16 protein-coding genes are annotated in these 18,062 nt (G+C 65.6%); 13 read left to right on the top strand and 3 right to left on the bottom strand.

Annotation, left to right across the window (positions count from 1 at the left end; translation table 11 throughout):
- The first annotated feature begins 22 nt into the window (after positions 1-22).
- From NRS07_RS12595 to NRS07_RS12535, 13 genes are all read left to right on the top strand, one after another.
- Positions 23-2,845: a molybdopterin-dependent oxidoreductase gene (locus NRS07_RS12595; protein ID WP_259207408.1), complete on the top strand. Its 2,823-nt coding sequence runs from the start codon at positions 23-25 to the stop codon at positions 2,843-2,845.
- 67 nt (positions 2,846-2,912) lie between these two features.
- Positions 2,913-3,596 carry a formate dehydrogenase FDH3 subunit beta gene (gene fdh3B, locus NRS07_RS12590; RefSeq protein ID WP_259207405.1) on the top strand — a complete coding sequence of 228 codons (684 nt, stop codon included), beginning with the start codon at positions 2,913-2,915 and terminating at the stop codon, positions 3,594-3,596.
- On the top strand, positions 3,593-3,823 hold the full coding sequence (locus tag NRS07_RS12585) for a hypothetical protein (RefSeq protein ID WP_259207403.1): 231 nt from the start codon (positions 3,593-3,595) through the stop codon (positions 3,821-3,823). Before fdh3B ends, NRS07_RS12585 begins: the two co-directional genes overlap by 4 nt.
- A 10-nt stretch (positions 3,824-3,833) precedes the next feature.
- Positions 3,834-5,009: a formate dehydrogenase subunit gamma gene (locus tag NRS07_RS12580; RefSeq protein ID WP_259207401.1), complete on the top strand. Its 1,176-nt coding sequence runs from the start codon at positions 3,834-3,836 to the stop codon at positions 5,007-5,009.
- A gap of 17 nt (positions 5,010-5,026) precedes the next feature.
- On the top strand, positions 5,027-5,482 hold the full coding sequence (locus NRS07_RS12575) for a hypothetical protein (RefSeq protein ID WP_259207400.1): 456 nt from the start codon (positions 5,027-5,029) through the stop codon (positions 5,480-5,482).
- Positions 5,479-6,114 carry a hypothetical protein gene (locus tag NRS07_RS12570; protein ID WP_259207398.1) on the top strand — a complete coding sequence of 212 codons (636 nt, stop codon included), beginning with the start codon at positions 5,479-5,481 and terminating at the stop codon, positions 6,112-6,114. Before NRS07_RS12575 ends, NRS07_RS12570 begins: the two co-directional genes overlap by 4 nt.
- A gap of 2 nt (positions 6,115-6,116) precedes the next feature.
- On the top strand, positions 6,117-6,551 hold the full coding sequence (locus NRS07_RS12565; RefSeq protein WP_259207396.1) for a DUF3305 domain-containing protein: 435 nt from the start codon (positions 6,117-6,119) through the stop codon (positions 6,549-6,551).
- Between the two features lie 12 nt (positions 6,552-6,563).
- The gene (locus tag NRS07_RS12560; RefSeq protein ID WP_259207393.1) at positions 6,564-7,091 is read left to right on the top strand and encodes a DUF3306 domain-containing protein; all 528 of its coding nucleotides are present in this window, start codon (positions 6,564-6,566) and stop codon (positions 7,089-7,091) included.
- Positions 7,088-8,755: a 4Fe-4S binding protein gene (locus NRS07_RS12555; protein WP_259207391.1), complete on the top strand. Its 1,668-nt coding sequence runs from the start codon at positions 7,088-7,090 to the stop codon at positions 8,753-8,755. The genes NRS07_RS12560 and NRS07_RS12555 overlap by 4 nt, the downstream gene beginning before the upstream one ends.
- 48 nt (positions 8,756-8,803) lie before the next feature.
- Complete coding sequence (locus NRS07_RS12550) at positions 8,804-10,486, top strand: AMP-binding protein (RefSeq protein ID WP_259207388.1); 1,683 nt, start codon at positions 8,804-8,806, stop codon at positions 10,484-10,486.
- A 143-nt stretch (positions 10,487-10,629) separates the two neighbouring features.
- Complete coding sequence (locus NRS07_RS12545; protein ID WP_259207386.1) at positions 10,630-11,139, top strand: SET domain-containing protein; 510 nt, start codon at positions 10,630-10,632, stop codon at positions 11,137-11,139.
- Positions 11,140-11,149: 10 nt separating this feature from the next.
- Entirely contained in the window at positions 11,150-12,367 is a 1,218-nt protein-coding gene (gene pncB / locus NRS07_RS12540; RefSeq protein ID WP_259207384.1) for a nicotinate phosphoribosyltransferase, read from the top strand.
- A gap of 105 nt (positions 12,368-12,472) precedes the next feature.
- Positions 12,473-13,222, top strand: a complete 750-nt coding sequence (locus NRS07_RS12535) for a GAF domain-containing protein (RefSeq protein ID WP_259207382.1) — start codon at positions 12,473-12,475, stop codon at positions 13,220-13,222.
- A gap of 59 nt (positions 13,223-13,281) precedes the next feature.
- Here the strand turns inward: NRS07_RS12535 and NRS07_RS12530 are convergent, their stop codons facing one another.
- From NRS07_RS12530 to NRS07_RS12520, 3 genes are all read right to left on the bottom strand, one after another.
- Positions 13,282-14,499 carry a DNA topoisomerase IB gene (locus tag NRS07_RS12530; protein ID WP_259207380.1) on the bottom strand — a complete coding sequence of 406 codons (1,218 nt, stop codon included), beginning with the start codon at positions 14,497-14,499 and terminating at the stop codon, positions 13,282-13,284.
- Between the two features lie 124 nt (positions 14,500-14,623).
- Positions 14,624-16,882 carry an ATP-binding protein gene (locus NRS07_RS12525; RefSeq protein WP_259207378.1) on the bottom strand — a complete coding sequence of 753 codons (2,259 nt, stop codon included), beginning with the start codon at positions 16,880-16,882 and terminating at the stop codon, positions 14,624-14,626.
- A complete protein-coding gene (locus NRS07_RS12520; protein WP_259207376.1) occupies positions 16,879-18,054 on the bottom strand; it encodes a pyridoxal phosphate-dependent aminotransferase in 1,176 nt (391 codons plus the stop codon). Before NRS07_RS12520 ends, NRS07_RS12525 begins: the two co-directional genes overlap by 4 nt.
- Between the last annotated feature and the right edge of the window lie 8 nt (positions 18,055-18,062).

Here is an 18,062-nt window from a genome sequence, read left to right as displayed (position 1 = left end):
CGAGCGCAACCGGAGGACCAGCATGTCCCTTGTAAAGACCACCCGCGACAGCGGATTGAAACGACGCCGCTTCCTGGTCGGAGCCGGCGTCGCCGCGGGCGCCGGCGCCCTTGCGCGGCAGTTGCCGCTCAATGTCATTGAGCCAGCAGTTGCCGCCGATGCCGTGCCCGGCGCAGCGGCCGTGACCGAGATGAAACACACCGTCTGCACCCACTGTTCGGTGGGCTGTTCGGTTGAAGCCATCGTGTCCAACGGCGTCTGGATCCGCCAGGAGGCCGCCTTCGACTCGCCGATCAACATGGGCGCCCATTGCGCCAAGGGTGCCTCGGTGCGCGAGCACGGCTTCGGCGAACACCGCCTGCGCTACCCCATGAAACTGGTGGGCGGAAAGTACCAACGTATCTCCTGGGACCAGGCCATCGACGAGATCGGCGACAAGTTGCTGCAGCTGCGCCAGCAGGCCGGTCCCGACGCGCTGATGCTGATCGGCAGTTCCAAGCACAACAACGAGCAGGCCTACCTGCTGCGCAAGTGGGCGGCGTTCTGGGGCTCGAACAACTGCGACCACCAGGCCCGCATCTGTCACTCGACCACGGTCGCCGGTGTGGCCCAGACCTTCGGCTACGGGGCGATGACGAATTCGTTCAACGACCTGCACCATACCAAGGCGGTGATGTTCATCGGTTCGAACCCGGCCGAGGCGCATCCGATCTCGATGCTGCACTTCCTGCACGCCAAGGAGCTCGGCGCCAAGATGATCGTGGTCGATCCGCGCTTTACCCGCACCGCGCGTTTCGCGCACCACTTCGTGCGGGTGCGCCCCGGTACCGACATCCCGCTGGTCTGGGGCATGCTGTGGCATATCTTCAACAACGGCTGGGAAGACAAGGAATACATCGCCGCCCGTACCTATGGCATGGAAGACGTGCGCGCCGAAGTGGCCAAATGGACACCCGATAAAGTCTCCGACGTGACAGGCGTGCCGGAATCGTCGGTGCGCCTTGCTGCCGAGATGCTGGCCAAGAACAAGCCGTCCTCGGTGGTCTGGTGCATGGGCATCACCCAGCACCATGTCGGCACCGCCAACGTGCGCGCGCTGTCAATCCTGCAACTTGTGCTGGGTAATATCGGCGTGCCTGGCGGCGGCGCCAACATCTATCGCGGACACGACAACGTGCAGGGCGCGACCGACGTCGGCCCGAACGGCGATTCGCTACCGGGCTATTACGGCATTGCCGAAGGCGCGTGGAAGCATTTCTCCGCCGCCTGGGGGGTGGACTACGACTGGATCAAATCGCGCTTCGGTTCCAAAGAGCTGATGGAAAAGCCCGGCATCACGGTGTCGCGCTGGTTCGATGCGGTCAACGAGCAGAACCAGTTCATCGACCAGCCGAGCAACCTGCGCGCCGTGTTCTATTGGGGCCACGCGCCCAACAGCCAGACCCGCCTGCCCGACATGAAGGCGGCGATGCAAAAGCTCGACATGCTGGTGGTGGTCGACCCCTATCCAAGCATGACGGCAGCGATGCACGGCCGCACCGACGGCGTTTATCTGTTGCCGGCCGCATCGCAGTTCGAAACCCATGGTTCATGTACCGCGTCGAACCGCTCGATCCAGTGGCGCGAGCGCGTCATCATGCCTTTGTTCGAATGCAAGACCGACCACGAAATCATGTATTTGTTCGCCAAGAAGCTCGGCTTTCACAACGAACTGTGCAAGAACATCAAGGTCGTCCGCAACGAACCGGTGATCGAAGACATCCTGCGCGAGATCAACCGCTCGTGCTGGACCATCGGCTACACCGGCTGCTCGCCGGAGCGCCTCAAGTTGCACATGGAGAACAAGCACACGTTTAATCCGACCACCATGCGGGCCGACGACGGACCTTGCAAAGGCGATTACTACGGCTTGCCGTGGCCGTGCTGGGGCACGCCAGAAATGAAACACCCGGGCACGCCTATCCTCTACGACATCAGCAAGTCGGTCGCCGAGGGCGGCTTGCCATTCCGCGCCAACTGGGGCGTCGAGCACAACGGTGTGTCGCTGCTGGCGGCCGACGGCTCGACCAACAAGGATAGCCAGCTCGACACCGGCTATCCTGAGTTCGACCACATCTTCCTGAAAAAGCTTGGTTGGTGGGCCGAACTGACGCCGCAGGAGCAGGCACTGGCAGAGGGCAAGAACTGGAAGACCGATTCTTCGGGCGGCATCATCCGGGTCGTCATCGCGCACGGTTGCGCGCCCTGGGGTAATGCCCGGGCCCGCTGCAATGTCTGGAACTTCCCCGACCCGGTACCGGTTCACCGCGAGCCGCTGGCTTCACCGCGCCGCGACCTGGTGGCGGCCTATCCGACCTACGACGACAAGGCCAATTTCTGGCGCCTGCCGACGTTGTACAAATCGGTGCAGGCCGTGGACTATTCGAAGGACTACCCAATGATCATGACCTCGGGTCGCCTGGTCGAGTACGAGGGTGGGGGCGAAGAAACCCGGTCCAATCCATGGCTGGCCGAGCTTCAGCAAAACATGTTTGTCGAGCTCAACCCGAACGATGCAGCCCAGATCAATGCCCGGACCAGCGACTATGTCTGGGTCGAGACGCCGACCGGGGCACGCATGAAGATGATGGCGATGGTCACCGAGCGCGTACCGATCGGCCTGGTCTGGATGCCCTTCCACTTCGGCGGCTGGTGGATGGGTGAAGATCTAGAACGCCACTATCCCGAGGGCGGCGCGCCGACCGTGCGCGGCGAGGCCTGCAACACGGGTTGGACCTACGGTTACGATGCTGTGACGATGATGCAGGAAACCAAAGTATCGCTGTGCCGGGTGGTGCGCGCCTGAGAGTAAAGACTTAACCAGCGCATGGGCACGCAGAGCGCAGCAGCGAACAACAGCACAGGAGGGTGGCATGACGGCAAGGATGAAATTTATTTGCGATACCGAGCGTTGCATTGACTGCAATGGTTGTGTAACCGCATGCAAGAACGAGAACGAGACCCCCTGGGGCGTGAGCCGGCGCCGGGTGGTGACCATCAACGACGGTATCCCGGGCGAGCGTTCGGTCTCGGTCGCCTGCATGCATTGCACCGATGCGCCCTGCATGGCGGTGTGCCCGACCAATTGCATCTACCACACTGAAGACGGCATCGTCCTGCACAGCAAAGACCAGTGCATTGGTTGCGGCTATTGCTCCTATGCCTGCCCGTTCGGTGCGCCGCAGTTTCCGGAAACCGGTTTGTTCAACCACCGCGGCAAGATGGACAAATGCACGTTCTGCGCCGGTGGCCCGGAACCGGATACCTCCGAGGCCGAGTTCAAGAAATACGGCCGCAACCGCATCGCCGAAGGCAAGCTGCCGGCTTGCGCCGAGATGTGCGGCACCAAGGCGCTGCTGGCCGGCGACGCAGACCTGATCGCCGACATCTACCGCCAGCGCGTGGAAACGCGTGGCTACGGGCCCGAACTGTGGGGCTGGAAGATCGCCTACGGGCGCCCGAAGCGCGGCGGCGAGATCAAGGCAAAGGGCGACCTGCCACGCCCGAACCAGTTGCTGGGCGATTTCCAGAACGGTGGTGGAGGGTTCCCACAATGAACAAGCTTCATGCAAACAAGTTGCGGGTGTGCCTGCTCGCACTGCCTCTGCTGCTATCGGGCTGTCTCGAAGTAGACCAGCATCCCGAATGGCTGCATGGCCAGTACGCCGGCAAGCAGGACAACCGGCCGTTCGATGTGCGCTTTCATAACGACCGGCTGGCCTGGTCGGCCGCCATCAACAACCGCACCCAGAAGCAGAACGAGTACAACCGGGCCAATCCCTGAGGAGCCGACGATGCACGCCAATCCGCTTCGAATCCATCCGCTCCGGGCCAGACCAGGCTCGCTGCCGTCAGGCCAAGCTTCGCCGACAGCGCAGCTGCTGACGACGCCCCTGCTGCTACGCATACTGCTGACCCTGCTGCTGGCAATGATGATGCTGCAGCCGGCGTTCGCCGGCGTGCCCAACAAAGAGGCGGTGCCGGCCTATGCCGAGGAGCAGACCATGCTCCAGATCGAAGCCGATTCGGTGGTGCGCCAACCCGGCCTGACCGATCCGGCATCGGGTCGCGTGCACATGGATCGCAATTTCCTGGGGGCGTACGGCGAGGACGAAGCCAATGTCATCGTCCAGCGCGGCGGCAATACCTGGCGCTACCTGCGCAACGGGCCGCTGGCGACCATCGCCGGCTTTATCTTGCTGGTCGTGCCTTTCTTGATCTTCGTGTTCTACAAGACAATCGGCCCAGCCCGGCCCGAACCCGAGTCGGGACGCCGGCTCAAGCGCTTCTCTGCGTGGGAGCGCCACGTGCACTGGGCCACGGCCTATACCTTCATCGCGCTGGCCGTCACCGGCATCATCATCATGTACGGCAAGAACATCATGCTGCCGTGGATGGGGCACAACCTGTTCTCCTGGGTCGCCATCATTTCGAAATATCTGCATAATTTCGTTGGCCCACTATTTATCCTGTGCTCGGTTCTGATGTTCATTACCTTCTTGCGCCGAAATTTCTTCAATCGCCAGGACTGGCAGTGGGTCAAGCAGGGCGGCGGATTGGTATCGCACAAACACGTGCCAGCTGGCTTCTTCAATGCCGGTGAAAAAGCCTGGTTCTGGCTCGGCGTGACCTTGCTCGGCATTCTCATGTCGATTACCGGACTGCTGCTCGACTTCGTCAACTTTGGCCAGACCCGCTATGTACTGCAGGTAGCAAATATCCTTCACGTGGCTGGAGCGGCCGTGTACATGGCTGCCGCCATGGGCCACATCTATATCGGGACCTGGGGCACGCCCGGCGCCTACCAGGCCATGCGCGAAGGCACGGTTGACGAAGAATGGGCCAAGGCGCACCATGCGCTCTGGTACGAACAGGTGAAAAGTGGCGCGGCGCCCGGCGCCCATCCAGATGGCGGTGCGACCGGGCGCGCTCCGGTACCGCCCGCACCGCGCCCGGGGCCGGTGCATTAGCCACACCAGGAGAACCCATGAAACCATCGAACATCTTGACGTGCGGCGCGCTCGCCGCGCTGGCCATGCTGGCCAGCGGCTGCGACCGTGGCGGCAACGCGAGCGTGAACGGCATCGAGCAAACCCGCTATCCGGGCCAGGTGACGGCCGGAGGGCTGAGCAGCGGCACCATCATCGCGGCCGCGCCCAGGCCGGTAACCGACGCGGTATACGCCGGCGGCACGCCCGGCCATGCAGGCGGCGCCGGCGGTACGTCGTCGGGTGCGGAAACCGCCGGCACGGTACGCGAGACCGGGGTGGGCCCAAGCAGGGGTGTGACGCCACCGACCGGCGCCCAGGAAGGCACCAAGACGCCACCGGGCGAATACCCGGTGCCGGTCCCTCCTGTGCCCGGCACGGTGCGCTCGATGCCGGCTTCCAACGCCGGGGCAGAAGGGCCGGCAGCGCCTGGCCCGCTGAAAGGCCAGCAATGAAGAATTTCAGCCTACGCACATCTGGTTCGGCCATCGCGCTGGCAGTCCTGTTCGCCTGTAGCGGGGCTGCCGTGGCAGGACTGCCGAAACCGGTCTTGACCCCGGAGCAGCAACAAGCTGCCGCCGCCAAGCAGGCCGTGGCAGACGCCAAGCTCGCCCGGGACAAAGAAGCGCTCACCGCAGCGATGGACAGGATCAGTAACCGCTGGCAGGCGCAGGCCAAGGACAAGGGCTGGCGCATCAATCCGCCGATCACGATTACCGCGCACGTACCTGTCGCGGCGGGCGCCGCTGTTGGCGCCCCCGCCGCATCCGCACCCGCACCGGCTGCCGGGTTGGCCGTCAACCTGCCTGGCACGGCGCGCTCGGGCGTGACGCCGCCGGCCGCGGGCATGCCCGCCGCCGCGCCTTCCACGGCCGCGCCCGGGACGGCGGCCGCGGCCCCGGCCACCGGGGCCGCACCGCTGAGCCGCCAGGCGCTCAATGCGGCCAACGTGCCGATCAAGAGCGAGAAACTGGGCACGGCTGCGCCAAGCCACGACGTCAAGACGCAGCAGACCGGTTCGGTGCCGAAAGGGGTCGGCCCGGCGGTGGAATACAAGGCAACCCCCAGCACGGCGAACAAAGAATGAAAATGGGCAGCATGCCAATCGCGGTCATCATGCAGCGGCGCACGCTGCAGCACCGCTGGGCGGACGAATCCTGGGCCGCGGTCGGTGTCGTACCCGACCGTGGCAACTTGCCACGCCTGCAGATGCTCAGCGAAAGTCCGGAACGCGACTATTACCTAGTGTCCGGACTCGAGCTCGAGCTCTACACCGACGAGAACGAAGGCTATTTCGAAAACGTCGTGGCGCCCGAATCGAAGGTGTTCGTGCTGTGGCGCATGGAAGACGGCAAGGCCATTCCGGCGCGCGCCTCGGTCAGCTACGTCGAGGGCACGCGCATGTTCGATTCGGGCGAGGCGGCCGATGGCGTGAGCATGCCCGCCGAGATCTACCACTGGGTGGCTGACTACCTGCGCGCGCATTACCAGCCCAAACCGCGCCGCGGACGCCAGCACGGATGAGCGGGGCTGGCCATGTCTGAAGAAGGATTTTTCCGGCGCTGGGCGCGCCTGAAGACCACCGGTCCGGTAGCCAACGAGCCAGCAACAGGCACGCCTGCGGGAGAGCTGCCGGCATCGCCAGCAGCGCCGCCTGGCGCCAGCGCGCTCCCCTCGCCGAAGGCATTGCACACGCCTGGCTCGCCCGATCCGGTCGAGCCCGCTCAGCAGCGCCGCCCGCTGCCTACCATGGCCGAGGCAGCGCGCCTCACGCCGGACGCCGATTTTTCTGCCTTCGTTGGCAGCGGCGTCGACAAATCGGTGCAGCGGATGGCGCTCAAGACGCTGTTCACCGACCCGCATTTCAATATCATCGATGGCCTCGATGTCTACATGAGCGACTATAACAAGGCATCGCCACTTACCCCGGCCATGCTGGCATCGCTCGAGCACGCGCAGGGCCTGGTGGCCCGGTTGCTGGACGACCAGCGCAAGGATGCAGAAGAACAGGCCGCACTCGCTGATGGCGAGGGGCCGCCGACCACCGAACAAGGGATTGCATGAATATCCGTTTCACCGACACGCCACTGCTGGACCCGGTCCAGGAGGCACGCGATGCGCAAGCGCGCGCAGCCGCCATCCTTGCCGCCGACGCCTTTCCCGTGTTTGAGGCTTCTTCCACCGTCAACTACCGCTCGAGCGGACGCACGCTCGTAGTGGGATCGGCCGCGAATGCACTGCCCTGGGCCGACCGCCTCAGCGCCGCCTTGCCGGTGACCGTCGTGCTGCTCGATCACCCGGAGACAATGCCGGCGCGGCTGTATCCGGTACACCCGGCACGCACCGTGGCAGTGGCTGGCTGGCTGGGCGCCTTCGAGGCGCGCTGGCAGGCGCCTGGCCAGGCGGTAGAGCAGGGCCGCTTCGATCTGGTGCTCGACCTCAGCCCGAGCCGCCTGATCCCAAGCCACCAGCGCCCGAACGGCTACTATGCGCCGGGCGCCGACGACGGCGCCCGCGAAGAAGCGCTCGAGAGCATGCTCGAGATGGTAGGCGACTTCGAGAAACCCCGCTATTTTTCGTATAAAGAACGCATCTGCGCCCATGGCCGCAACGGCCAGAAGGGCTGCAGTGCCTGCATCGACATCTGCTCGGCCGAGGCGATTGCCAGCGATGGCGACAGAATCAAGGTCAATCCCTATCTGTGCGCCGGTTGCGGCGCCTGTTCGACCGTCTGCCCGACCGGCGCCATCAGCTATGCCTTCCCGCCCGCCGCGCTGACCGGCAAGCGCATGCAGGCGGCGCTGCGCTCCTTCCGCGAGGCGGGCGGCAGCGAACCGGTGTTGTTGCTGCACGACCCGGAGCACGGCGCGGCGCTGCTGGCGGCATTGGGCGACCGGGTGCCTGGGCGCGTGATTCCGCTGGCGCTGCAGCACACCGCCTCGACCGGTATCGACGTCTGGTTTGCCGCAATCGCCTACGGCGCGTCCGGCATCTCGGTGCTCATGACCGGCTACGAAGCGCCTCAATACACGGCAGCCCTCGACCAGCAGATGGAGATCGCCCAGGCGGTCCTGGACGGTCTCGGGTACGCAGGTCCGCACCTGCAATTGCTGCGCGTCGATGCGCCAGAAGAACTGGCGCTGGCGCTGGGCCACGCCCCGCGCGGCGAGGTGCCGGACGAGCCGGCCGTATTCCATTTGGCCAACGACAAACGCAATACGCTCGACTACGCGCTCGAGCACCTGCATCGCCATGCGCCGCAGCGCCCTGAGCAGGTAGCGCTGCCGCCCGGCGCGCCCTTCGGCGCCATCGAGGTCAGCCGTAGCGCCTGCACCCTGTGCATGTCCTGTGTCGGGGCCTGCCCGGCCGGCGCGCTGCAGGACGGGCAGGGCGTGCCGCTGCTGCGCTTCATCGAAAAGAACTGCGTGCAGTGCGGCCTGTGCGCTACCACCTGTCCGGAAAACGCCATTACGCTGACGCCGCGCCTGTCCTTCATGGAAACACGCAACCAGCCAGTGGTCCTCAACGAGACCCAGCCCTTCCACTGCATCCGCTGCGACAAGCCCTTCGGCACCCTGCAGATGGTCGAGAACATGCTCGGCCGCCTCGGCGCACACCCGGCCTTTGCCGGTCATCTCGAGCGCCTGCGCATGTGCGGCGACTGCCGTGTGATCGACATGATGGAACCGGTTGGCGAGATGCGCGTGACCGCGCTGAGGCGCGACTGACAGCTTGCACATCGCGCTTGATACCCGGCCCAGCGACCAGGAGAGACCATGACCGCAACCCAGCGTTTTGTCCAGGCACGTGATTTCCTGCAGCAGCACCGCCTCGACTACGAGACCGCTTTCCGCGACTACCGGCCGCCCCAGCTCGACAATTTCAACTGGGCGCTCGACTTCTTCGACCAGCAGGCCAGGGACAACCACGCGACGGCGCTGTGGGTAGTCGAGCAAGACGGCAGCGAGCGCAAGATCTCGTTCGCCGACATGGCCTCGCGCTCGAACCAGGTCGCCGAATACCTGCGCCAGTGCGGCGTGCGGCGCGCAGACCGGGTGCTCGTGATGCTGCCGAACCGGTTCGAGCTGTGGGAAATCATGCTGGCCGGGATCAAGCTCGGCGCGGTGCTGGTGCCGACCACGATGCTGGTATCGGGGGCCGATCTGCAAGACCGTCTCGAACGCGGCCGGGTCAAGCATGTGATTGCACAGGCATCCGAGGCGTCCAAGTTCGCCACCATGCCAGGCAGCTTCACCCGTATCGCCGTCGGCGGCAAGCCCGAGGGCTGGCACGATTACGACGCGAGTCGCGACACGCTCGCGGTGTTCGAGCCCGAGGGCGAAACCCACGCCACCGATCCGCTGCTGCTGTACTTCACCTCGGGCACCACCGCCAGGCCCAAACTGGTGTTGCACAGCCACCAGAGCTATCCAGTCGGCCACCTCTCCACCATGTACTGGATCGGACTGCAGCCGGGCGACGTGCACTGGAACATCTCGTCGCCCGGCTGGGCCAAGCACGCCTGGAGCTGCTTCTTCGCGCCCTGGAACGCCGGCGCCGCCATCTTTGTTTACAACTACGAGCGCTTTTCCGCCAGGGCGGCGCTTGACACCATCGGGCGCTGCGGCGTCACCTCGCTGTGCGCGCCGCCCACGGTCTGGCGCATGATGATCCAGGAAGATCTCAGCCAGTGGAAGCTGCTGCTGCGCGAACTGGTCGGCGCCGGTGAGCCGCTCAACCCGGAAGTGATCGAGCAGGTCGAGCGGGCCTGGGGAATCCGCATCCGCGATGGCTTTGGGCAGTCCGAGACTACCGCGCAAATCGGCAATTCGCCTGGCCAGCCAATCAAACCGGGTTCGATGGGGCGTCCGCTGCCGGGCTACCGGGTGGCGCTGCTCGACCTTGACGATGCACCGGCACAGGAAGGGGAGATCGCGCTGCCGCTCGACCCACCGCCACAAGGGCTCATGCTGTGCTACGAAGGTGACGAAGAAAAAACCGCGAGTGTCATGCGTGCCGGGCATTACCATACGGGCGACACGGCCACGGTGGACGCCGACGGTTACTATTTTTATGTCGGGCGCAACGACGACGTGTTCAAGTCATCGGACTACCGCATCAGTCCGTTCGAGCTCGAGAGTGTACTGATCGAGCACCAGGACGTACTGGAAGCGGCGATCGTCCCCAGCCCCGATCCGCTGCGGCTGTCGGTGCCGAAGGCCTTCGTCACCTTGCGCCAGGGCGTCGTGCCCAGTCGCGAGCTGGCTGCCTCGCTGTTTGCGTTCACGCGCGCACGGCTGGCTTCCTACCAGCGTATCCGCCGCATCGAATTCCGGGAACTGCCCAAGACCATCTCGGGCAAGATCCGCCGCGTCGAATTGCGCCAGGAGGAAGCCGGCCGCGGCGACGGCGCTGCGGCCCAGGGCAACGAGTACCGCGAAGAAGACGCCGCGAATTAATCTTGAACGACCAGCCTGCAGAACAGGGCTTGCAGCCGAAGTGTGCTGCACCGGCGCCCATATTGCCGCCATAATGATGCCCGTTCCCACGCAATGCGCGCCAGCGCAGGTCCGTGGCCCCCGCACCGCACCCACACATATCGATGACTACACGCACACCTGCCGCCAAGTCCAACCCTAAGTACCAAGTTCGCACTTCTCCCGTGCACGGCAACGGCGTGTTCGCGCTGCAAACGATTGGAGCGGGCGAGCGCATCATCGAATACCGCGGCGAGCGCATCACCTGGGACGAAGCGACCGAGCGCGCGGCCGAGGCGGGCGGGCCGCTCAACCACACTTTCTATTTCACGCTGGCCGACGGCCGCGTGATCGACGGCGGCCGCCGCGGCAACGCGGCGCGCTGGATCAACCACGCCTGCTCGCCCAATTGCGAAGCATTCGAGGACGAGGGGCGCGTCTATATCCACGCGATGCGCGACATCGAGGCCGGCGAAGAACTGAACTACAACTACGCCTTGATCTACGACGAGCGGCACACCCCGGCGCTCAAGAAGCTGTTCGCCTGCCGCTGCGGCACGCCCGGCTGCACCGGCACCATGCTCGCGCCCAAAAAGCGCGCGGCGCGCAAGCCGCGCAAGAGCGCCGGCACCTGAGGAGCGCGCGATGAATCCGGTCGTCCGTAGCCTGCTCGAAACCGATCTGTACAAATTCACGATGTGGCAGGCGCTGCTGCACAGCCACCCCGGGGCGGACGGCGAGTATGAATTTCGCTGTCGCAACCAACCGGCCTATCCGCTGGCCGAGCTGAAAGCAGACGTCGAACGCGAGCTTGACCACCTGTGCGCGCTCATGTTGACGGAAGAAGAAGTGGCCTACCTGCGTGGGCTGCGCTTTATCAAGAGCGACTTTGCCGATTTTCTCACCCTGTTCCGCTTCCAGCGCAAATTTATCGAGGTCGATACCGATGGCCCGCACCTGCGCATCCGCGCCGCGGGCCCGATCGTGCACGTGATGGGCTTCGAGATCTTCGTGCTCTACATCGTCAACGAGCTGTACTTTCGCCGCTTCGACCGCCAGGCCGCGATCGACGAGGCGCGGCTGCGCCTGCACCAGAAGATCGACGAGCTGCGCGCCTTTGCACTCGAACCGGCACGCGCCACGCCCTTCGAATTCTTCGACTTCGGCGTGCGCCGGCGCTTTTCGGGTGAATGGCATGATGAAGTGGTGGTGACGCTGGCGCGCGAACTGCCGCAATTTTTCAAGGGCACCTCGAACGTGCACCTGGCGCGCCTGCACGGCCTGGTGCCGATCGGGACCATGGCGCACGAATACCTGCAGGCTTACCAGGCCTTCGGCGTGCGCCTGCGCGACTTCCAGAAGGCCGCTCTCGAAGACTGGGTGCAGGAATACCGCGGTGACCTGGGCACTGCACTGACCGATGTGGTCGGCATGGACGCTTTTCTGGACGATTTCGACCTGTATTTCGCCAAGCTGTTCGATGGCCTGCGCCACGATTCGGGCGATCCGGTGGCCTGGGGCGAAAAAGCGCTGGCCCACTACGCCCGCCTGCGCATCGACGCGCGCAGCAAGCGCCTGGTGTTCTCGGATGGCCTGACGGTGGGCAAGGCGCTGGACCTGTACCGGCACTTCGCTGACCGTACCATGCTGGGCTTCGGCATCGGCACCAAGCTCACCAACGACACGCCTTATCCGCCGCTCAATATCGTCATGAAGCTGGTGCGCTGCAACGGGCAGCCGGTGGCCAAGCTGGCCGACACGCCGGGCAAATCGATGTGCACCGACGATACCTTCCTCGCCTATTTGCGTCAGGTCTTCCGGCACCCCGAGACCGGCCCGCATGCGCGCGGTGGAAACAGCTGACGCGTCATTACGCAACGATTCTGGCACAACAGGCCTGGGGTAGTATTATTAACGTGGGGAAATTTCACGAATCGGCTATACTGGCCCGGATAACCAGGACCGCTCATGCAAAGCAAGATTACACAAGAGGACCCCATCCTCACGACCAGCGCCGCCGCGCGCATGCTGGGCGTTGCCACCAGTACCGTCCAGTTGTGGATGGAGAGCGGCGCTATTGCGTCTTGGAAAACCCCCGGTGGGCATCGCCGCACGCGCCAGAGTACGATCGAAGTCATGCTCGAACGAACCGGACCGTTGTCGGGCTCGCTCTCGGGCGAGACGGTCTTCCCCACGCCCACCGATCCCGAATTCCTTCCCCCGGGAAATGACACCTATCCAGTCGGCCCCGATGAGGCACGCCGGCTGGCCTCGTTGGCAGCGTCCGGCCTGGTCGACAGCCTGCCGGACGAGCGCTTCGACCGCATCGTGCGGCTGGCCGCTACCGTCACGGCTTCGCCGATCGCACTGGTGTCGCTGCTGACGGCGCGGCGCCAGTGGTTCAAGGCGCGGGTTGGCCTGGAGCCGCAGGAAACGCCGCGCGAATGGGCCTTTTGTTCGCATGCCATCTTGCAGGACGCGCCATTCATGGTCGAGGATGCCGCAACGGACGAGCGCTTCCGCGACAATCCGCTGGTGCTGGCCGATCCAAGCATCCGTTTTTATGCGGGGGTACCGCTGCGCGACCGCGCCGGCCTGCCGATGGGAACCCTGTGCGTCATCGACCGCGAACCGCGCCGCCTGCGCGCGGCGGAGCTGCAGGCCTTGTGCGACCTGGCCGACATCGCCTCGTCCGAATTGCAGGCCAAGCTGCCCTGACCCGGCCGTTGCCGCAGCGTGACGATGCGGTAGGTCCTGGCCGCTAGTTGCGGCGCCAGCTAGGCACTAGCGCGTCGCGCGGCCTTGGGGCGCCGCGCCCGGGCCGGTGCGCGCGCGGCCTTGTTCGTCTTTGCCTGGCGCTGCCTGGCCCGTTCTTTTTCCCGCGCCTGTTGCTGTTCCTCTTCGTGGCGCAGGCGCTGCTGCAGCATGGCGAGCACCGCGGCCTCCTCGGGCTGCAGCGCGTGCAGGTCGTCTTGCAGTTTCTGCTCGGTGCGTTCGCGCAGCACTTCCAGCACCGTGCCCTCAAGGTAGGCCTCGAGCACCGCCGGGTGCACGTAGCACTTGCGGCAGATCGACGGCGTGTTGCCGAGCTTTTCGGCGACCGACTCGATCGCGCGCACGATGTTCTTCTTGGCCTGGGTCTCGGAATCGAACTTTTCGAACTCCTGCAAGGCCAGGGCAGCCAGTACGGTGCCCGACCAGGTGCGGAAGTCCTTTGCCGTATAGTCCTCGCCGGTGATGGCGCGCAGGTAGTCGTTGACGTCGCTCGAATCGATACTGTGGGTCTCACCAGTGTCGTCGACGTACTGGAATAATTCCTGGCCGGGCAGGTCGCGCGCGCGCGCGATGATGCGCGCCAGCCGACGGTCCTGAACCTTCACCTTGTGGTACACGCCGCTCTTGCCGCGAAACTTGAACTCGATGGCGCCGCCGGCCACGCTCACATGGCGGTTGCGCAGCGTGGTCAGGCCGAAGGACTTGTTGGTGCGGGCATACTCCTCGTTTCCGACCCGCATCATGGTCGCTTCCAGCAGGTAGATGATGGTGGCCAGCACCTTGTCGCGCGGCAGGCCAGGCAGGCCGAGCGCGCGATCGACTTCTTTGCGGATGGCGGGCAGCGCATTGCCGAAGCTGAGCATGCGCTCGTACTTCACCTCGTCGCGCACGGTGCGCCATTTCGGGTGATAGCGGTACTGCTTGCGGCCCTTGGCGTCGCGGCCGGTCGCCTGCAGATGGCCGTTCGCGCTCGGGCAGATCCAGACATCTTGCCAGGCGGGAGGGATGACCAAGGCCTTGATGCGCGCCAGTGTGGTGTCGTCGGTGACCGGGTCGCCGCCAGCGTCAAGGTAGCGCACGCCGTCGCCGGCCTTGTTTGCGCTCGCCTCGCGCCGGATGCCGGGGCGGTCGTCGAGCACATACCGCAGCCCGGCCGCCTTGGCGGCGGCGGGCGGATTACTGAGCGGCTGGTCGGCGCCGGCCGGGTCTTGGCTATGCATGGGTGGGCTTCCTCGCAGGTTGATCGCCCGATCCTACGCCGAGCCCGGGCGCTGCACCGTTCGCGAGCTAACCTTGCCCTGTACAGCGGAGCATGGTGTCGACGCAAAATGCGTCTGTGATCACCTAGGCTACGCTGCCCGCCTGTGCCAGTAGTTCGCTCAGCTGCACGGTATTGACCGGCTTGACCATGTAGTGATCGAACCCGGCGTCGCGGGCGGCATCGCGGTCTTGCTGGCGTCCGTAGCCGGTGGCGGCCACCAGTATTGCGCCGGCGGTCTGCGGCAGCTGCCGCAGGCGCCTGGCCAGCTCGTTGCCGTCCAGGTCGGGCAGTCCGATATCGAGCAGGCAGACCTGGGGTGAGAATGCCCTGGCCAGGTCGAGCGCGTCGAGTGCGTTGTAGGCGATCTCGACGCGGTGTCCGGCGGCGGTCAGGAACAGGTTGAGCGTATGGGCGGCATCAAGGTTGTCGTCCACCACCAGCACCCGTAGCGGCGCGGCAATCGCTGACGCCTGGCGCACCGCGGCAACGATCGCCGAATCCGCCGCTTGCCCGCTCTGGTGGGCGGTGGGCGCCGTAAAGCGCGGCAGGCGCACGGCAAAGGTGCTGCCTTTGCCGGGCCCGGCGCTGGTGGCGCTGACGCTCCCGCCGTGCAGCTCGACCAGGCTCTTGGCCAATGCCAGGCCAAGGCCCAGGCCGCCTTGCGAGCGGTCCGGCGTGCGCTCGGCCTGGGTGAACAGGTCGAACACGCGTTCGACCAGTGCCGCGTCCATGCCGATGCCGTCATCCGACACGCTCAACAGGTAGTCGTTGCCGCCCTCGGCCAGTTGCAGCGCCAGCTGGATATGGCCGCCCTCGGGCGTGTATTTGGTGGCGTTATTGAGCAGGTTCGCCACTACCTGGACCAAACGCTTGTGGTCGCCCTTGACGCTGGCCGGCTCAGATGGCAGGTCGAGCACCACCTTGTGGCGGCGCGCCGTGATCAGGGGCAGGATCTGCTCGGCGGCGTCGTCCACCACGTCGCGCAGGTCCAGCACCTGGGTCGAGAGCGACACCAGCCCGCGCGTCACGCGCGAGACGTCCAGCAGGTCGTCCACCAGGCTGGTCATGTGCTCGACCTGGCGCGCGATGATGGCGCAGGTCTGGGTGATCTGGACGTTATCCGAGTGCAGCAGCTTGAGCAGGTGGGCGCCGGTACTGATCGGCGCCAGCGGGTTGCGCAGCTCGTGCGCCAGCATCGCCAGGAACTCGTCCTTGCGCTGGTCGGCAGCGCGCAGTTCGCGTTCGGCCTGGCTGCGCGCCGCTTCTTTCTTCTGCAGGGTGCCGGCCATCTCGTCGAGGGCGGCGCCGAGACGGCCGATTTCCTCGCGCCCATACGCGATCCCGGTACGCGCTTCCAGGTCGCCGGCTGCGATGCGGCGCGCAGTGTCCATCAGCTTGCGTACGCGCTGCACGATCAGGATGTCGCCGGCCAGCCAGGCCGCCAGCAGCGCCAGCAAGGTGGTCACGCCCAGGCCGACCAGCGACACCCATTGCGCATCGCGCGCCGCTGCGGTAATGGTTTCGGTCGGCACTCCGATGGTCACGGTGTATTCGGATAGCGCGGGGCCACCCACGCGCGCGAATGCGTGCAGGCGTTCGATGCCGTCTTCGCCGCGCAGTACCAGCGCCCGGTGCTCCGGGGCGCGCATGGCCGCCAACAGGGCCGGGCTGATCTTCTGGCCGAACCAGCGCTCCGGATCGGGGCGGCGCGAGATGATGGCGCCCACCGAATCGGCTGTTTCGAGGATCGAGCCGGCCGGCAGGTTGATGTCGCTGACGAAAGTATCGAGTCCCGCCAGGTCCATCGCGGCAAACACCACCGCCGCCACCTTGCCGCTGCGGTCGATCACCGGATAGGTGAGATTGATGGTGTGCTTGCGGATCACCCGTCCGAAGACGTAGTCGCCCGCGACGAAGCGGCGTTCGGCGACGGCGCGCTTGAAATGGCGGCGGTCGCCCAGGTTCACCGGATGCATCATCGGCACCGCACTGCAGGTGACGTCGCCATTGAGCTGGATCAGCCCGAAATTGACATACCCCTCGTTGCGGTCCAGGACATCGGCCAGTAGTGCGTTGCAGCGTCCGGGATCGCCCATCAGGTCGCGCACGCTGACCAGGTCCACCAGGATCTGGCGCGCGCGCTCGATCGACTGCGCCTCGTTGGCCGCGGCCAGGCCGGTCAGGCGCTGCAGGTTTTCCTGCGAGGCGCGGATTGCCGTTTCGCGTTCGCGCACGCCGCCCAGCACCGTCATGACGGCGATCGGCGTGATCGCCAGCGCGACCAGCAGCATCAGGCGGCTGCGCAGGCTATTGAACCGGAGTCGGGGCAGGTGATGGTTCATGGGCGAGCCGTGCTGTTGATAGTGGCGCTGCGATAGCGCTCGCCGAAGGCGACGATGCGCTCGACGCCCTCGCGCAAGGTGGCGAGATCGTCGGCGATATAGCCGATCCGGATGAAACCCGGCACCCCGAGTGCGTCGCCGGGCATCAGTGCCACGCCTTCATGCTCGAGCAAGCCATCCGCAAAGCCGGTGCTGTCCTGCGTGAGTGCACGGATATCGCCCCACAGGTAGGGGCCGGAATCGGGCGCCTCCATGCGGATCCACGAAACCTCGCGCAGCAGAGCGAGCACCAGGTCGCGGCGCTCCCGGTAGTCGTCCAGCATCGCGCTCTGGAAGCCCCCGGCGAAGGCGGCGGCCGCCGCGACCTGGGCCAGGTGCGAGGCCGCCGCGGTGATCGGCCCCTGTACAGTCTGCATCGCCGCCGCCAGCGGGGCCGTGGCCAGCGCGAACCCAACCCGCCAGCCCATCATGGCGTAGCTTTGCGATGCCGAGAACAGCGTCACGATGCCGAGCGCGCGCCAATCGCACAGCGCGGCCAGGCTGACATGACGGCCGGAGAACAGCAGGTGTTCGTAGCTCTCGTCGACGATGACGTGGGCGTCGTTGCGCTCGGCCCAGTCGCGCACCTGTTCCAGCTCGGCCCGGGTAAATACCTTGCCGGTGGGGTTGTGCGGGTTATTGATGATCAAGACCCGTGCCGGGCCGAGTGCGTCGAGGCTGGCGCGGGTGAGCTCGGCCGGCAGGTCGGCCAGCACCGGCTGCAACCCGAGCAGCCTGGCGGTGGCCAGATAGGCGGGCCAGTGTGGACGGAACACGATGACCGCATCGCCCGGATCGGTCATGGCATACAAGGCCTGGTACAGCGCCTGCTTGGCGCCATTGGTGACGACGACCTCGGCGGGGATCGCCTCGATCCCGTTTTCGGCGCGCAGCTTGGCACACAGGGTCCGGCGCACGGGCTCGGCACCGCCCACGTCGGTGTACGGCATCACGCGCTGGCGCCTGACTTCGGAAGCGACGGCGTCGAGCACTCCGGGCGGCGCCGGAAAGTGCGAAATCGCGATCGAAAAATCGATGACGCGGTTGCCGGCCAGGCGCAAGGCGTCGGCGCGTCCGTGCATGGCCGTGGTAGCCAGCGGGGCAGTGTGGGCGATCCGGTCAGAAATTTTCATCGAGTTTA

It is taken from the genome of Massilia sp. H6 (genome assembly GCF_024802625.1).
Lineage (GTDB): Bacteria > Pseudomonadota > Gammaproteobacteria > Burkholderiales > Burkholderiaceae_D > Telluria.
Note: the sequence above shows the minus strand (reverse complement) of the source record. Positions and strands in the feature narration are given on the sequence as shown.

Coding starts and splice junctions, on each gene's coding strand:
- NRS07_RS12520 (WP_259207376.1), bottom strand. CDS start 18,054: ATGAAAATTTCTGACCGGATCGCCCACACTGCCCCGCTGGCTACCACG.
- NRS07_RS12575 (WP_259207400.1), top strand. CDS start 5,027: ATGAAACCATCGAACATCTTGACGTGCGGCGCGCTCGCCGCGCTGGCC.
- NRS07_RS12565 (WP_259207396.1), top strand. CDS start 6,117: ATGGGCAGCATGCCAATCGCGGTCATCATGCAGCGGCGCACGCTGCAG.
- NRS07_RS12545 (WP_259207386.1), top strand. CDS start 10,630: ATGACTACACGCACACCTGCCGCCAAGTCCAACCCTAAGTACCAAGTT.
- fdh3B (WP_259207405.1), top strand. CDS start 2,913: ATGACGGCAAGGATGAAATTTATTTGCGATACCGAGCGTTGCATTGAC.
- NRS07_RS12525 (WP_259207378.1), bottom strand. CDS start 16,882: ATGAACCATCACCTGCCCCGACTCCGGTTCAATAGCCTGCGCAGCCGC.
- NRS07_RS12585 (WP_259207403.1), top strand. CDS start 3,593: ATGAACAAGCTTCATGCAAACAAGTTGCGGGTGTGCCTGCTCGCACTG.
- NRS07_RS12570 (WP_259207398.1), top strand. CDS start 5,479: ATGAAGAATTTCAGCCTACGCACATCTGGTTCGGCCATCGCGCTGGCA.
- pncB (WP_259207384.1), top strand. CDS start 11,150: ATGAATCCGGTCGTCCGTAGCCTGCTCGAAACCGATCTGTACAAATTC.
- NRS07_RS12530 (WP_259207380.1), bottom strand. CDS start 14,499: ATGCATAGCCAAGACCCGGCCGGCGCCGACCAGCCGCTCAGTAATCCG.
- NRS07_RS12595 (WP_259207408.1), top strand. CDS start 23: ATGTCCCTTGTAAAGACCACCCGCGACAGCGGATTGAAACGACGCCGC.
- NRS07_RS12560 (WP_259207393.1), top strand. CDS start 6,564: ATGTCTGAAGAAGGATTTTTCCGGCGCTGGGCGCGCCTGAAGACCACC.
- NRS07_RS12550 (WP_259207388.1), top strand. CDS start 8,804: ATGACCGCAACCCAGCGTTTTGTCCAGGCACGTGATTTCCTGCAGCAG.
- NRS07_RS12580 (WP_259207401.1), top strand. CDS start 3,834: ATGCACGCCAATCCGCTTCGAATCCATCCGCTCCGGGCCAGACCAGGC.
- NRS07_RS12535 (WP_259207382.1), top strand. CDS start 12,473: ATGCAAAGCAAGATTACACAAGAGGACCCCATCCTCACGACCAGCGCC.
- NRS07_RS12555 (WP_259207391.1), top strand. CDS start 7,088: ATGAATATCCGTTTCACCGACACGCCACTGCTGGACCCGGTCCAGGAG.